The 13787-nt window shown below is 66.9% G+C and carries 14 protein-coding genes and 1 tRNA gene; 2 read left to right on the top strand and 13 right to left on the bottom strand.

Translation table 11 applies throughout. The features are described 5' to 3' along the window. The first annotated feature begins 85 nt into the window (after nt 1-85). Nucleotides 86-161, top strand: a tRNA-Lys gene (locus NKH35_RS27000). Between the two features lie 177 nt (nt 162-338). On the opposite strand, the gene NKH35_RS26995 is transcribed toward NKH35_RS27000, so the two are convergent. From NKH35_RS26995 to cbiE, 8 genes are all read right to left on the bottom strand, one after another. Continuing rightward, a complete protein-coding gene (locus NKH35_RS26995; protein WP_155922523.1) occupies nt 339-611 on the bottom strand; it encodes a hypothetical protein in 273 nt (90 codons plus the stop codon). Between the two features lie 250 nt (nt 612-861). Then, complete coding sequence (gene cobT / locus NKH35_RS26990; protein ID WP_352916975.1) at nt 862-1872, bottom strand: nicotinate-nucleotide--dimethylbenzimidazole phosphoribosyltransferase; 1011 nt, start codon at nt 1870-1872, stop codon at nt 862-864. 24 nt (nt 1873-1896) lie between these two features. Continuing rightward, nucleotides 1897-2664 (bottom strand): adenosylcobinamide-GDP ribazoletransferase, encoded by a 768-nt coding sequence (locus NKH35_RS26985; protein WP_352445529.1) that lies wholly within the window; start codon nt 2662-2664, stop codon nt 1897-1899. After that, nucleotides 2661-3974, bottom strand: a complete 1314-nt coding sequence (locus NKH35_RS26980) for a cobyrinic acid a,c-diamide synthase CobB (protein ID WP_352916974.1) — start codon at nt 3972-3974, stop codon at nt 2661-2663. Before NKH35_RS26980 ends, NKH35_RS26985 begins: the two co-directional genes overlap by 4 nt. Next, nucleotides 3971-4777, bottom strand: a complete 807-nt coding sequence (cobA, locus tag NKH35_RS26975; RefSeq protein ID WP_023746870.1) for a uroporphyrinogen-III C-methyltransferase — start codon at nt 4775-4777, stop codon at nt 3971-3973. Before cobA ends, NKH35_RS26980 begins: the two co-directional genes overlap by 4 nt. Beyond that, nucleotides 4767-5537, bottom strand: coding sequence for a precorrin-4 C(11)-methyltransferase (cobM, locus tag NKH35_RS26970; protein ID WP_023753486.1), 771 nt, complete (start codon nt 5535-5537; stop codon nt 4767-4769). The genes cobA and cobM overlap by 11 nt, the downstream gene beginning before the upstream one ends. After that, the gene (locus NKH35_RS26965; protein WP_023753485.1) at nt 5534-5920 is read right to left on the bottom strand and encodes a cobalamin biosynthesis protein; all 387 of its coding nucleotides are present in this window, start codon (nt 5918-5920) and stop codon (nt 5534-5536) included. Before NKH35_RS26965 ends, cobM begins: the two co-directional genes overlap by 4 nt. Beyond that, a complete protein-coding gene (cbiE, locus tag NKH35_RS26960; protein WP_352916973.1) occupies nt 5917-7143 on the bottom strand; it encodes a precorrin-6y C5,15-methyltransferase (decarboxylating) subunit CbiE in 1227 nt (408 codons plus the stop codon). The genes NKH35_RS26965 and cbiE overlap by 4 nt, the downstream gene beginning before the upstream one ends. A 208-nt stretch (nt 7144-7351) precedes the next feature. On the opposite strand from cbiE, the gene NKH35_RS26955 reads away from it, so the two are divergent. Further along, a complete protein-coding gene (locus NKH35_RS26955; protein WP_352916971.1) occupies nt 7352-8125 on the top strand; it encodes a cobalt-precorrin-6A reductase in 774 nt (257 codons plus the stop codon). On the opposite strand, the gene NKH35_RS26950 is transcribed toward NKH35_RS26955, so the two are convergent. From NKH35_RS26950 to NKH35_RS26930, 5 genes are all read right to left on the bottom strand, one after another. Further along, nucleotides 8089-8853, bottom strand: coding sequence for a precorrin-3B C(17)-methyltransferase (locus NKH35_RS26950; protein WP_352916970.1), 765 nt, complete (start codon nt 8851-8853; stop codon nt 8089-8091). The two genes, NKH35_RS26955 and NKH35_RS26950, sit on opposite strands and share 37 nt — an antisense overlap. Then, entirely contained in the window at nt 8850-9623 is a 774-nt protein-coding gene (locus tag NKH35_RS26945; protein WP_352916968.1) for a precorrin-2 C(20)-methyltransferase, read from the bottom strand. Before NKH35_RS26945 ends, NKH35_RS26950 begins: the two co-directional genes overlap by 4 nt. Then, nucleotides 9620-10252, bottom strand: a complete 633-nt coding sequence (locus NKH35_RS26940) for a precorrin-8X methylmutase (RefSeq protein ID WP_023818000.1) — start codon at nt 10250-10252, stop codon at nt 9620-9622. Before NKH35_RS26940 ends, NKH35_RS26945 begins: the two co-directional genes overlap by 4 nt. Nucleotides 10253-10254: 2 nt before the next feature. After that, complete coding sequence (gene cobG, locus NKH35_RS26935) at nt 10255-11721, bottom strand: precorrin-3B synthase (RefSeq protein ID WP_352916966.1); 1467 nt, start codon at nt 11719-11721, stop codon at nt 10255-10257. Beyond that, nucleotides 11718-13787, bottom strand: a 2070-nt coding sequence (locus tag NKH35_RS26930) for a cobaltochelatase subunit CobN (protein WP_352916964.1), incomplete at its 5' end; no start/stop codon positions are given. The genes cobG and NKH35_RS26930, both read right to left, overlap by 4 nt.

Raw genomic sequence — 13787 nt, 5'->3', positions numbered from 1 at the left:
TTGTCGGGAAATGATTCCGGCAGGGCTGGACAGGATCGGTATCGGCGGCTATATGCCCGCCAACGCCGGTTTTTACCGGTCGAGTGGGTGCGTAGCTCAGTTGGTAGAGCAGCTGACTCTTAATCAGCGGGTCCACAGTTCAATCCTGTGCGCACCCACCAAATTTCTAGAAAAGTTGGTGGAAGACCTTGGAATGCCGGACGCGTTGACGCGCCTCGACATGCCTCAATCATGGGGCAGGTTTGCCTTAAACTCGGCGGCCGGTAAGCCGGTGCGCTATTTGGCGAAGGAGTGAAGGCCGCGCTGGATTAAGAAAAGCCCGGAAGCCGAAGCCGCCATCAATTAAAGCCAGTTTGAAACCACGGACTGGTGTCATACCCTAAGCGCGGATTATAATGATCCAGGAAGTTTTCGGCCCTATTTGACGGTCGCGCAACCACGGTGCCTGTCGATTTGCAATCCGGTTTCGCGGTCGGCTTGCTGCCAGCCTTCTTATGAGCTGTAGAACACGAGGTTGTAGCCTGAGCGGTGGCCACCTTTTTCTTCTCTTTCGCAACAGCTGCTCCGGTAGCGGCCAATACTATTGCTACGCCAAAGACAACGAGTTTCATTGAAAACGCCCTCACCCTGCACAATCCGTAATGATTGCGCCTGGTCACCGTTACGTCAATCACATTTTGTCGGCAACGGCGGCGAATAGTGCCAGTAAAAAGAGCTGACCACAGAAGCAGCGGGCCAACCCCCAGGTGGGGAATCTTTCAGCGGCCGTGCTGTTCGAGCCACCAGCCTGGAATGCCAGTGACCGGCCCGACGATGGTCAGTGAAGGTTCGGGCCGGCGCCCTCCCGTCAAATCGCTCTAGCTACTTCTCTGACACGCCAGCCTCGGCAAAACTCGCCATCCTCGCATGGCATTCCAGTGCCGAGCGGACGATGTTGACGGCGAGGCAGGCGCCGGAGCCTTCGCCGAGCCGCATGCCGAGGTCGAGCAGCGGCGGCAGGCCGAGCGCTTCGAGCAGGCGGCGGTGGCCGGATTCGGCCGAGACATGGGCGGCGATGGTGTGGGCGAGGCCTGAGGGGTGCAGTCGCGCCAGGGGCGCTGCCGCTGCCGTGCAGACGAAGCCGTCGAGCAGCACCGGGACGTTCTTGCGGCGGGCGGCGAGCGTGGCGCCGAAGATGGCGGCGAGTTCGCGGCCGCCAAGGGCGGCGGCGATCTTCAGCGGGTCGGACAGCGCGTCGGCATGGCGCTTGAGGCCGGATTCAATGGCGGTGACCTTGCGCTTCAGCCCGGCATCGTCGACGCCGGTGCCGCGCCCCGACCATTTTTCAGCGCCGCCGCCGAACAGGGCGGTCGAGATGGCGGCCGCCGGCGTGGTGTTGCCGATGCCCATCTCGCCGAAACAGACGAGGTCGAGGTCGTTCGTCACCGCGTCATAGCCAGCCGAGACGGCGGCGAGGAAGTTTTTTTCGTCCATTGCCGGCACGTCAGTGAAGTCGCCTGTCGGATGATCGAGATCGAGCGGGATGACGTCGAGTTCCGCGCCGGCGATGCGGGCAAGCTGGTTGATGGCGGCGCCGCCGCCGGCAAAATTCGCCACCATCTGCACGGTCACTTCCGACGGGAAGGCCGACACGCCCTGCGCGGTGACGCCGTGATTGCCGGCGAACACGAAGACTTTGACGCGATCGAGTTTCGGCATGTCGCGGCCCTGCCAGCGTGCCAGCCAGGCGGCGAGGGTTTCCAGCCGGCCCAGGCTGCCTTGCGGCTTCGTCAGCGTGTCCTGGCGGCGGGCGACTGCATTGGCGGCGGTATCGCTGCCGGCAGGCAGATCGAAACAGGCGGCGCGCAGTTCATCGAATGATTTGAAGGGCATGGGGAAGGAATCTCCGGGGAAGAATCAGGACAGGGAAATGGAAGCGACGAGCAGGACCGTGATCTCGCCTAACTGCTGCAGGGCGCCGATCGTGTCACCGGTGTGGCCGCCAATCTGGTTGAGGCAGAGCGCGCGCAAGGCGCTGAACACGAGAGCGAGCAGGATCAGTGCGGCAAAGGCGCCGCCGAGCCCCAGAGTCAGAAGCGGGATGGCCCCGAGCACGGCGCCGAGAACAGCTGTCTGGGTCGAGACGGTCCCGGCGCCGGCAGACAGGCCGTCACTGCGCGCCGCCGGCGCCAAATGCATGAACGCGCCGAGCAGGCCGCGCGATGCGGCGTGGGCGGCGATCAGCGCGAAGAGCACGCCTGTCGGATTGGCCAGTTGCGACAGCGCGCTCCAGCGGATGAGCATCGACAGGCCAAGAGCTGCTGCGCCATAGGCGCCGATGCGGCTGTCGCGCATGATCTCCAGTTTTTTATCGCGTGTCTTGCCGCCGCCAAAGCCATCTGCGACATCCGACAGCCCGTCCTCATGCAGGCAGCCCGTGGCGAGCAGGGTTGCTGCAAGCGCAAGGGCTGCTGCCGGGCCGGGGGCAAGGCCGAGCTGTACGCCCGCGGCGTAGACGACAGCACCAGCCACAGCGACGGCGAGGCCGGCGACAGGCGCCGCCCAGATCGCATCGGCCAGGCTGCGGCCACGAAGGTCGAAGACCGGCAGCGGCAGCCGGGTGAAGAAGACGAGGCAAAGCGCGACGTCGTCGAGCGCTTGCCGGGGCGAGGGCACGGAGGTCATGCACCCCTCGCAATGGCGTGGAAGAAGGTGCCGCTGACATGGCCGCGGCGATAGCCGGAGGCGCCGAGCGGATTGCCCTGACCGTCGGCGAGATCGGCCAATGGCTCGTCATTGCCGGTCGCAATCATCTGCGCATAGTGGAATTCATGGCCACGGATCAGCGCGCCTTGCGGCCCCAGCGGACAGGCGACGCGCAGGCGTGCCTCGCGGTAGCCGAGGTTCATCTTGCGCTTGGCAAAGCTGGTGGAATGGCCGAGCAGGCCAAGCATGGCGTGCGTCTCGCCGGCCGCGTCCTCCAGCGCTTCGCCCAGCACCATGAAGCCGCCGCACTCGCCATGGATCGGCTTGGTCTCGGCAAACCTGGCCATGCCAGCTCGGAAATTGGTCGCCGCCGCGAGGCTGCCGGAGTGGAGCTCGGGATAGCCGCCGGGCAGCCAGCAGACATCGCAATTCTGCACCGGTGCTTCGTCGGCTAGCGGCGAGAACGGCACGATCTCGGCGCCGGCCTGACGCCAGTGGGCGGCGACGTGCGGATAGAGGAAGGTGAAGGCGGCGTCTTCGGCGAGCGCGATTCGTTGGCCGGGCGGCTGCAAGGCATGTTCGAAACTGCCTGATGCCGGCGAAAACGGCGCGGCCAGCGCCATGATGGCGTCAAGGTCGAGGGATTTCTCGACCATGTCGGCGAGGCGGTCGAGATGCGTCATCAGGTCGGCATATTCGCCGGCCTGGACGAGGCCGAGATGGCGCTCCGGCAAATTGAGCGTGGGATCGCGCAGGATGGCGCCGACGACCGGCAGGCCGAGCGTTTCGATCGCCTCGCTGCACAGCTTGCGGTGGCGCTCGCTGCCGAGACGGTTGAGCACGATTCCGGCCATGCGCACATCCGGGTCGTAGGTGGCAAAACCCTTCGCGACGGCGGCCGCCGACGTCGACTGTCCCGAGACGTCGAGCACCAAAAGCACCGGCAGGTGGTAGAGCCGCGCCAGATCGGCGGCCGAGCCGGTGCGGCCTTGTCCGGCCGGGATGCCGTCGAACAGGCCCATGGCGCTTTCGAGGAAGATAAAATCGGCGTCCTCGGTGGCATTGCCGGCCAACGCGTTGAGCAGGTCAGGCGACATCGCCCAGCTGTCCAGGTTGACGCCGGACAGGCCAGTGGCGGCGGTATGAAAACCCGGATCGATATAGTCGGGGCCGGACTTGGCGCCGCGCACCTTGATGCCGCGCCGGGCGAGCGCGCGCAAAATGCCGATGGTGACGCTGGTCTTGCCGGAGCCGGAACGCGGCGCGCCGATGATGATGGCGCGGGTCATGCGTTACCCGCCAGTGCTGCGCGCATGGCGACGATGCCGCCGACGACAATGAGGGCCGGCGAGGCCAATTCCGCCGCGGCGGCCGCTTCGGAAATGGTGGCGAGTGTCGCGACGACGGTCCGCTCCTGCGGTGTCGTCGCCGAAACGATGACAGCCGCCGGCGTCGACGGCGCCAGCCCGCCTTCGAGCAGCGACGCGGCGATAACAGGCAGATTGGCCATGCCCATATAGATGACCACCGGCTGGCCGGTGCGGGCGATCGCGCCCCAGTCGAGATCGTCATCTGTGCCGGCGGCATGACCTGTCGCCAGGATGATCGCCTTGTTGATGCCGCGCATGGTTGCGGGAATGCCGGTGGCGGCCAGCGCGCTCAGCCCCGATGTCAGGCCGGGCAGGACGCGGAACGGGATTTTTTCGCGCGCCAGCGCCAGCGCCTCTTCGCCGCCACGGCCGAAAATATAGGGATCGCCACCCTTCAGCCTGATGACGCGGCGGCCATCGCGCGCCAGCCGCACCAGCAAAGCGGTGATGTCGTCCTGCTTCATCGACGGCTTGCCGCCGCGCTTTCCCGCAAAGAACAGCTGGGCATTGTCCGCAACGGCGACAACGTCAGAGGAGACCAGCGCGTCATAGACCACAGCGTCGGCCTCGGCCAATGCCGCCAGCACTTCCAGCGTCAGGCAGCCGGGATCGCCGGGGCCGGCGCCGGCCAGCCAGACATGGCCCGGCTCAAGCCGGCGCGGCTTGAAGTTCAGCCGGGCAAGGGCCTGTTCGAGCGTGGTGTTTTCGCTTTTACCGCTCACAATCCGTCCGTCCCCGGAAACGCCGCTGATAGTGGGCGTCGTACAATGAACTCTCGCCAAAACCTTCCGCTGCCAGCGAGCGGCCGACGAAGATGATCGCCGTGCGCTCCATCGGGTCGGCGGCGAGCAGTGCCTCGATCGTGGCGAGCGTGCCGGTCAGCACGCGCTCGTCCGGCCATGAAGCGCGAAAGACGATCGCCACCGGGCAATCGCCGCCATAATGCGGCGACAATTCGGCGACGACTCGGTCGATGGCGTGGATGGCGAGATGAATGGCCATCGTCGCGCCGGTGCGGCCGAAGCCGGCCAGCGTTTCGCCCGGCGGCATTTTCGAGGCGCGGCCGGAGACGCGGGTCAGCACCAGGCTTTGCGCCACCTCGGGAATGGTCAGTTCGCGGCGAAGGGCTGCGGCTGCGGCGGCGAAAGAGGGAACGCCCGGCGTCAGCGTGTAGGGGATGCCGTGCTTTTCCAGCCGGCGGATCTGCTCGGCAACCGCACTCCACACCGAGAGATCGCCGGAATGCAGTCGGGCGATGTCATGGCCGGCCTGATGGGCTTCCAGATACGCGGCCTCGATCTCGTCGAGCGACATGGGCGCGGTGTCGATCAGTTTTGTGCCAGGCGCGCAGTGCTGCAGCAATTCCGGCGCGACGATCGAGCCGGCATGCAGACAGACCGGGCAGCTTGCCAGCAGCTTGGCGCCGCGCAGTGTGATGAGGTCGGCGGCACCGGGACCGGCGCCGATGAAATGCACGGTCATGGCGCGTCTCCGCTGATGGCGATGGCGCAGGTGACCGGGCCGAGCACGGTGCGTGGACCAAGCAGCTTCGCACCGGGGCCGGCAACGGCAAGGGCGGAGGCTTCTGAGACGGAGGGTGTGCCGGCGAGATCCTGCGAGAGATCGGATTTGCTGAGTGCCTCCGACGAGACGGCCTGAAGTGCTGCGTCATCAACGATGATGACGGGAAGGTTGAGCGTGCGGCCAGCGGCAGAGATCGCTTCTTCGTCTTTCTTGAGCGAGGCAGTCGCCAGTGCCGACAGCGCCGTCGTCGCCAGCCCGTGCGCTTCGAGCGCCGTTTCTATCGCCGCCAGCACGTCTTCGACGCTCACGCCCTTCCGGCTGCCGATGCCCGCCACCATCATGGCTTCACCCAGCTCCACTGGGTGACCGGCATGGCCGGGCGCCAGGCCTGCATCGAACCGACAGGAGAAGCGCGGGAAATGGTGATGCGGGTAAGGTCGCCGCCGCGCTTGATGTGCTCCGCGAGAAGCAGGCTTTCCATCTCCAGCGTGACGGCATTGGCAACCAGACGGCCGCCGGCGCGCAGCGTCTTGATGGCGGCGTTCAGTACGCCGGCGTCGCTGCCACCTCCGCCGATGAAGATCGCATCCGGCGTGTCCAGCCCGGCCAGTGCCTTGGGCGCCGACCCTTCCACCACGACAAGACCGGGCACGCCGCAATGCGCGGCGTTGCGGACGATGCGGGCGGCGCGGTCGCTGTTGGCCTCGATGGCGATGGCGCGCATCGAGGGATGGGCGAGCATCCATTCGATGCCGATGGAGCCGGAACCGGCGCCGATGTCCCACAGCAATTCGCCACGCCTCGGCGCCAGCGCCGCAAGCGTCATGGCGCGGATGTCGTGCTTGGTGATCTGGCCGTCGTGCTCGAACAGATGGTCGGCGCGGCCAACGGTCAGCGGCAGGATGCGGGCCTCTTGTGCTGATTCAAGCTCAAGCGCCAGCACGTTGAGTGGATTGATGTCTCTGAGATCGAAAGCGTCGGCACGTGCCGAGCGAAGCTTCTCGTTCGGTCCGCCCAGCGCTTCCAAAACCGTCAGCCGCGAAGCGCCGAAATCGAGTTCGACGAGCAGGCGCGCTATTGTCGCTGGTGCGTCGCCGTCTGATGTCAGCGCCAGGATGCGCGCCCTGGGCTGCAGCAGCGGCCGGATCAGGTCGAGTGGGCGGCCATGCAGCGAGACGGTCTCGATGTCCTGCAACGCCCAGCCGAGCCGTGCGGCGGCCAGCGAAGTCGCTGACGGCGCGGGGATAACATGCATTTGCCCAAGCTTCACCTTGCGGGCAAGCGTAGCGCCGACACCATGGAAGAACGGATCGCCGGAGGCGAGCACGCAGACCTGCCGGCCGGCCAGCGCCAGCACGTCTGCCATGCCGGCATCGAAGGGCACCGGCCATGGGCGCTGCTCACCCTTGATGAGCGAAGCCACCAGCGCCAGATGCCGCTTGCCGCCGAAGACGGTCTCGGCGTCAGCGATCTGCCGCTTGGCCTCGTCGCCGAGACTCGCTAAACCGTCCTCGCCGATGCCGACGATTGTAAGCCATTTTGGCGTGGGCTGTTTTTTTGACATGTCGCGCCGCCCCTCATCCGCCTGAGGCGTTCGTCGTTCGAAAAGTCAAGCAATTGACTTTTCGTCTGCCAGCCAGACCACTCCTCACCTCCCCGTGTAGTGACGGGGAGAAGGGAGACGCTCCGGCGCTGACGCCTCCCTCTCCCCGTTCTTCACGGGGAGAGGGTAGGGGTGAGGGGCAGCGCCGACGCTGTTCAACATGGTGCTCATGAAGAAGATTCTGATCCTTGGCGGCACGACAGAAGCGCGCCAATTGGCCGAAAAACTGGTGGAAGATTTCCGTGTCACCCTGTCGCTGGCCGGCCGCACCGAAAGCCCGGTCGCGCAAGGCGTGCCGGTGCGCAGCGGCGGATTTGGCGGCGCCGACGGGCTGGCCGCCTATCTCAGGGAGGCGGGCATCGACCTGCTGATCGACGCCACACATCCCTATGCGGCGCAGATATCCGCCAATGCGGCGCAAGCCTCGCGCCTGACCGGTGTGCCGATCCTGGCGCTGCGCCGTCCCGGCTGGAAGCCTGTCGACGGCGACCGCTGGACGCAGGTCGATAGGACAGGCGATGCGGTGCACGCGCTTGGATCGACGCCGCGCCGCGCCTTCCTGACGCTCGGCCGGCAAGAGGTCGCGGCTTTCGAGGCGGCGCCGCAGCATCACTACCTCATCCGCAGCGTCGATCCGGTCGAGCCGAAACTGGCGGTGCCGGATGCGGCCTACCTGCTGGCGCGTGGGCCGTTTCGCGAGGCGGATGAACGCGCTCTGCTCGAGGAGCACCGCATCGATGTCGTCGTATCCAAGAACAGCGGCGGCGAGGCCACCTACGGCAAGATCGCCGCGGCGCGGGCGCTCGGTATCGAGGTGGTGATGGTGCGCAGGCCCTTCCTGCCGGAGGTGCCTTCGACCGAGACCGTCGATGAACTCGCCGCTCTTGTTGATAAATTTTGGGTCGATCATTTGCTCGACCCCGTCCCGGAGCGCGGCGTGTAGACCAGCGCCGGTTTGTCGCCGCGCTTGATGATCCGTGTTTCCGGCGAACCGATGATGATGCAGGTCGCCATGTCGGCTTTTTGCGCGTCGACATCGGCCAGCAAAAAGACCTCGATGCGCTCGTCCGGGCGGCCGGCGGCGCGGCCGAAGATGACCGGCGTGGTGCCGGGCAGGATGGCGGCCAGGCATTCGAAGGCACGGCCGAGCTGCCAAGGGCGCGCCTTGCTGATCGGGTTATAGAGCGCGATGACAAAGCCGGCGCCGGCCGCCGCCAGCAGGCGCAGTTCGATCAAGTCCCACGGCTTCAGATTGTCGGACAGCGAGATGGCGCAGAAATCATGGCCGAGCGGCGCGCCGATGCGGGCGGCAACCGCCAGCATGGCGGTGACGCCCGGCACGACAGTGACATCGACGGTGCGCCATTCGGCCGGACCGGCCTCGATCGCCTCGCAGACGGCGGCCGCCATGGCGAACACGCCGGGATCGCCGCCGGAGACGACGGCGACGTCATGGCCGTCCGCCGCCTTTACCAGCGCGTCCTTGGAGCGGGCGAGTTCCTCGCGATTGTCCGAGGCGACGCGGGTCTGGTCCGGGCGCAGCTCCAGCCGGTCGAGATAAGGCTTGTAGCCATAGAAGAACTTTGCCTCGGCGACGGCGCGGCTGGCTTGCGGCGTCACCTGATCGGCATTGCCGGGCCCAAGGCCGATGACGGTGAGGCGGCCGCTCATGGCTTGGCTCCCATAACGCCAGGCCGGCCGGACCAGCCGGCGACCAGCACGATGGCGAAATAGGGGGCCTTGTCGTCCGGCTTGTCGGCGAGCTTCAACGAAACGCTGCCGGCCATGGTGCCGCGCTCGACATAGACGGCGCGGGTCAGTTTGCCGGTGGCTTCCAGCGCCCGCCTGATCTTGGGCAGGTTGCGGCCGACCTTCATGATGACGGCGGCATCCGTGTCGGCGAGACGGCGTGTCAGCTCGAACTCGCTCATCGTGCCGGGCAAAACCGTCAGGACATCGTCGCCCTGGACGATCGGCACGCCGGTCTGCGACCAGCAGCCCGACATGGCGGTGACGCCGGGGATGACTTCGGTCGGGAAGCGATGGGCGAGGCGGACATGCAGGTGCATGTAGGAGCCGTAGAACAGCGGGTCGCCTTCGGAGAGCACGGCGACCATGCGGCCGGCTTCGAGGTGTTCGGCGACCTTCTCGGCCGACTCCTCGTAGAAATCGGTGATCTGCGAACGGTAGTCGTCGTGATCCTTGTCGATCTCGGTGGTGACGGGATAGAGAAGCGGCAGTTCCAGCATATCCGGCCGGAAACGCGCCTCGACGATGGCGCGCGCGTTGCTGTTGTTGCCGCGCTTGGCGAAATAGGCAACGACATCGGCCTCGGCCAGGACGCGCGCGGCTTTCAGCGTCAAGAGTTCGGGATCGCCGGGACCGGTGCCGACGCCGACGAGGCGGCCTTTTGCCAGATCTTCTTTGACAGCTGCGTTCACAGGCCGGGCCTCGCCAGCGAATTGAGCGCGGCTGCAGTCATGGCGCTGCCGCCAAGCCTGCCGCGCACGATGGCGTAGGGCACGCCATAGGAATTCTGCACCAGCGCATCCTTGGATTCGGCGGCCCCGACGAAGCCGACCGGCATGCCGATGATCGCCGCCGGCTTCGGCGCGCCGTCGCGCAATTTTTCCAGGAGATAGAACAGTGCCGTCGGCGCATTGCCTATGGCGACCACCGAACCGGCCATACGCTCGCCCCACAGATCGATTGCCGCCGCCGAGCGGGTGTTGCCGATCTCCTTGGCAATGTCGTGCGTGCGCGGGTCGCGCAAGGTGCAGATCACCTCATTGCCGGCCGGCAGCCTGGCGCGGGTGACGCCATGCGAGACCATTTCGGCATCGCAGAAGATCGGCGCGCCGGCCGCCAAGGCGCTGCGGGCGGCGGCGACGAAATCGCTGGAGAAAACAAAATGACTTGATGCTTCGACCTGGCCGCAGGCATGGATCATGCGGATGGCAACGTCGGCCTCGGCCTCGGAAAAGCGGGACAAATCGGCCTCGGCGCGGATGATGGCAAAAGAGCGCTCATAGATGGCGTTGCCGTCATGGATGTAATCGTAGGCGGCCATGCTTATTCCTGTCGGTAGCTTTCGGCGATTGCCGCCGGCCCGAGCCTTGTCAGGCAAGCGGCGGCGGTTTCGCCCTGAAATCGTGCGCTGCGGACCATCGCCGCGACGCGACTGACGCCGCGTGCGGCGTCATAGCCCGGCCTGTAGCCCGCAGGAAGGGCCTTTGCCGTCGCGTTCACGACAAGTCCGGCTCCGTTTTCGCCGCCGACCAATGTCAGCGCCGCCGGACCGGGGTGCGCGCAGCCCTTGGCGCAGCCGGAAATGTGCAGTGTGAAGTCGAGGATATCAGCGTTTTCGGCGGCGATTGTCTCGGCGATGTCGCGCGTGGCGATTTGGCCGGATGCGCAGGCAGGAGTGCCGGGGCAGGCGGCGATGCGGGTGCGCGGGTCGGCGGCGGCGGTGACGAAGCCGAGCGCGGTGGCGGTGGTTTGGAGGAGGGGGTTCGCGGCTGGTGGTTGGCCGAGGAACAGCAAGGCGCGGCCGGGGGCGAGGCGGATTTCGGCGGTGCCGAGGTTCGACGCTCGGCTGGCAAGGTCGATAAGGTTTTGCGCTGGCATGCTGCCGAAGGGCAGGCCGATGCCGAGGGCGTGGCCGGTGTTCAAGTCGAAGAGGCCAATCGGCGAGCGAGAGCGCTCTACGGCGCCCCCCTCTGTCCTGCCGGACATCTCCCCCACTTGGGGGGAGATTGTGCTGTCGCCGCCGGTTTCGCCAGTTTTCAACGTCGAAGGCGAAGAGCTGACAGCGAAGCTGCTGATCTCCCCCCTTGTGGGGGAGATGTCCGGCAGGACAGAGGGGGGCGCGAAGGAATGCCAACCTGCGAGAGACGCTAGCTGCCTCTCCGACAAATCCCTCGCATGTGCCTCCCGGCCTTTCTCCGCGGTCATCCTGAGGGCAGCAACCGCAATATCGCGCGCTGCATCCTCATCGGCCGTCGCAAGCGGCCTCGCGCTTTGGCCATCGCCGGCAACAGACAAAGCCCACATAACGTTGCCGCCCTCCCGCACCGCCTTCAGCCTGACATCGGCCGTCACCCCATCCATCGTCAGCTGCCCACCACCATCGACAACCACCGACACCTTCGGTCCGAGCCTTGGCGTCAGCCCAGCTTCCTCGACCGCAGCCCTGATCCGCTCAGCCAAAGCTCGCGGATCGGCAATCTCCCGCGGATCGATGCCGGCCAGCGGCCCGGTCTCGACCGGCACGCCGGTACGCACTGCAATCCCCAGTGCATCGACCTCCGCCGCCAACAGCACGGCACTTTCCGCCGTCAGGCCGCGTATCTGCAGGCTGCCCCGTGCGGTCACTTCCATGATGCCGTTGCCGCGCTTCAAGGCGGATTCGCAGAGTCCGATCAGCGACTTGGGGGAAAGCCCTCCAGCAACCGGGTTGAGCCGCACCAGCAGGCCATCGCCGGTCTGCATCGGCGCCGAGAGAGCCGGACAGGCGCCGCGGCGCGAGAAGGCGTTCATGCCGCGACCCCGAGCGCCTCGGCCTCGGCGATCAACGCCGCGAGATCGTCGTCGATCGCGTTGCGCAAGGGCTGCCCGCGCCCGCGCCGGCGCGCCGACAGGAAGCGCTCGGCGATGACTTTGGCAGCGGCCGGATTTTCACGCAGGATGAAGGCGCGGACATCGGGATCGCCGACATAGGCGTCATGCACGGCCTCGATCAACGCGCCCGAAATGGCGTGCGTGGTTTCGGCAAAGCCGATGAGGCGGTCGACGGTTTCGGCAAACTCGGAAGCGCCGCGCGGACCATGCCGCATCTGGCCGGCTATAAAGCGCGCATTGACGGCTCGCGCCCGCACAACCCGCGACACAGCCTCGCCGACCGAGCGCGGCTTCGGCTTTTGCGGGTCGGTGGTGTCGAGCACGATGACGTCGGCATTTCGGCCCAATGCCGCAAGGGCGGCCGAAAAGCCGCCGATGAAGGCGACGTCGGCGGAGCCCTCGAGAATGTCGCGGCCGGGATCGTCGCCGGTGTGGACCAGCAGATCGGCCTCGGCGACGCGGGTCTCGAAAGCGCCGGGGGAGGCGATGCCTTCGCCCTCTGCGCCGCCATAAGCATGTGATGTCGCATCGAGATAGGCGCGGCCGATTTCTTCGCGCCTGACCCAGTCGCCGCTGGACAGCAGGTCCTCGACGCCGGCGCCGTAGGTGCCGGGCGAGGTGCCGAAGATGCGCGGGCCGATCTTGCCATCGGCACGGGTTCTGGCGGCGAGCGGGTTTTCCGAATCGTCCTCGTCGGACGCGGCAACGGCGTTGGCGGCGGCGTCGATCAGCGCGATCTGGGTCGGGAACATGTCGCGGAACAGACCCGAAATCCGCCAGGTGACATCGATGCGCGGGCGACCGAGCGTGGCCGGCGGCAGCACTTCGATGCCGGTGATGCGGCCGGTGGCCGAATCCCATTGCGGCCGGCAGCCCATCAGCGCCAGGCCTTGCGCGATCTCCTCGCCGCCGGTGCGCAGCGAGGCCGAGCCCCAGAGGTCGATGACCAGCGAGCGCGGCCAGTCGCCATGCGACTGCATATCGCCGCGCACGACTTCTTCTGCCGCCGCCTTTCCCAGATCGTAGGCGGTCGGCGTCGGCATGGTGCGCGGGTCGGAGGTGAACAGGTTGCGGCCGGTGGGCAGCACGTCGGAGCGGCCACGCGCCGGTGCGCCCGCCGGACCCGCCTTGATGTGACGGCCGTCGAGCGCCGCCAGCAGCGCGGCCTTCTCGGCTTCGGCGCTTTGCCGGCGCATGGCGTCGGGCTCGTCGTCGGGAGCGCGGCCATAGATGTGCAGGCCGTCCTTGATGGCGAAATCCTTGAGGTCGCAGAGCCAGGCGTCGATGCGGCGCAGCGCCTCGTCGGGCGCGTCGGTTTTGGCGACGCCGGCTTCGGAGGCGAGGCCGGTCTTTTGCGCGGTGTCGACGATCAGCTTGGCCAGACGATCGCGCCGGCGGCGGTCGAGGCCGTCGGCCTGGGCGTATTCGTCGACGAGGCGCTCGAGCTTGTGCTGCTCTTCATCAAGGCCAGCAGCTGCCAGTGGTGGCGGCAGATGGCCAAGCGTGACGGCTGCTATGCGCCGCTTGGCTTGCGCCGCCTCGCCGGGATTGGAGACGATGAAGGGATAGATGACGGGCAGCGAGCCGGTGGCGATCTCGGGGAAGCAGTTTTGTGAGAGCGCAACCGTCTTGCCGGGCAGCCATTCCAGCGTGCCATGGGCGCCGACATGGATGAGAGCATGGATGCGGAGCGATTTGCGCAGCCACAGGCCGAAGGCCAGCAGATCGTGGCGCGGCGGCAGCGTCGGGTCGTGGTAATCGGCGCGCCGGTCGGCCGAGCGGCCACGGTCGGGGGCGAGAGCGACAGTGATGTTGCCGAAGGTGGCGGCGCGGAAGGGGAAGCCGCTCTTACCCTCCCCCTTGTGGGGAGGGTGGCCCGCCGGGCCGGGTGGGGGGGGTGCCCCGCTCCCCCCCCCCCGGGTCGCGGCCTCCGCGGCGCGGCGTGGGGGGTATACACATAGGCGCGCGCCCGGCGCGAGGGCGCG

The organism is Mesorhizobium sp. M1143, from assembly GCF_040318435.1.
Lineage (GTDB): Bacteria > Pseudomonadota > Alphaproteobacteria > Rhizobiales > Rhizobiaceae > Mesorhizobium.
This window is presented reverse-complemented; position numbering and strand designations above follow the sequence as displayed.

What these genes read in the sequence shown, in the direction of transcription:
- NKH35_RS26995 (WP_155922523.1), bottom strand. Translation starts at nt 611, where the DNA reads ATGAAACTCGTTGTCTTTGGCGTAGCAATAGTATTGGCCGCTACCGGA.
- cobM (WP_023753486.1), bottom strand. Translation starts at nt 5,537, where the DNA reads ATGACCGTGCATTTCATCGGCGCCGGTCCCGGTGCCGCCGACCTCATC.
- NKH35_RS26955 (WP_352916971.1), top strand. Translation starts at nt 7,352, where the DNA reads ATGAAGAAGATTCTGATCCTTGGCGGCACGACAGAAGCGCGCCAATTG.
- cbiE (WP_352916973.1), bottom strand. Translation starts at nt 7,143, where the DNA reads ATGTCAAAAAAACAGCCCACGCCAAAATGGCTTACAATCGTCGGCATC.
- NKH35_RS26965 (WP_023753485.1), bottom strand. Translation starts at nt 5,920, where the DNA reads ATGATGGTGGCGGGCATCGGCAGCCGGAAGGGCGTGAGCGTCGAAGAC.
- NKH35_RS26985 (WP_352445529.1), bottom strand. Translation starts at nt 2,664, where the DNA reads ATGACCTCCGTGCCCTCGCCCCGGCAAGCGCTCGACGACGTCGCGCTT.
- NKH35_RS26980 (WP_352916974.1), bottom strand. Translation starts at nt 3,974, where the DNA reads ATGACCCGCGCCATCATCATCGGCGCGCCGCGTTCCGGCTCCGGCAAG.
- cobG (WP_352916966.1), bottom strand. Translation starts at nt 11,721, where the DNA reads ATGAACGCCTTCTCGCGCCGCGGCGCCTGTCCGGCTCTCTCGGCGCCG.
- NKH35_RS26940 (WP_023818000.1), bottom strand. Translation starts at nt 10,252, where the DNA reads ATGGCCGCCTACGATTACATCCATGACGGCAACGCCATCTATGAGCGC.
- NKH35_RS26950 (WP_352916970.1), bottom strand. Translation starts at nt 8,853, where the DNA reads ATGAGCGGCCGCCTCACCGTCATCGGCCTTGGGCCCGGCAATGCCGAT.
- cobT (WP_352916975.1), bottom strand. Translation starts at nt 1,872, where the DNA reads ATGCCCTTCAAATCATTCGATGAACTGCGCGCCGCCTGTTTCGATCTG.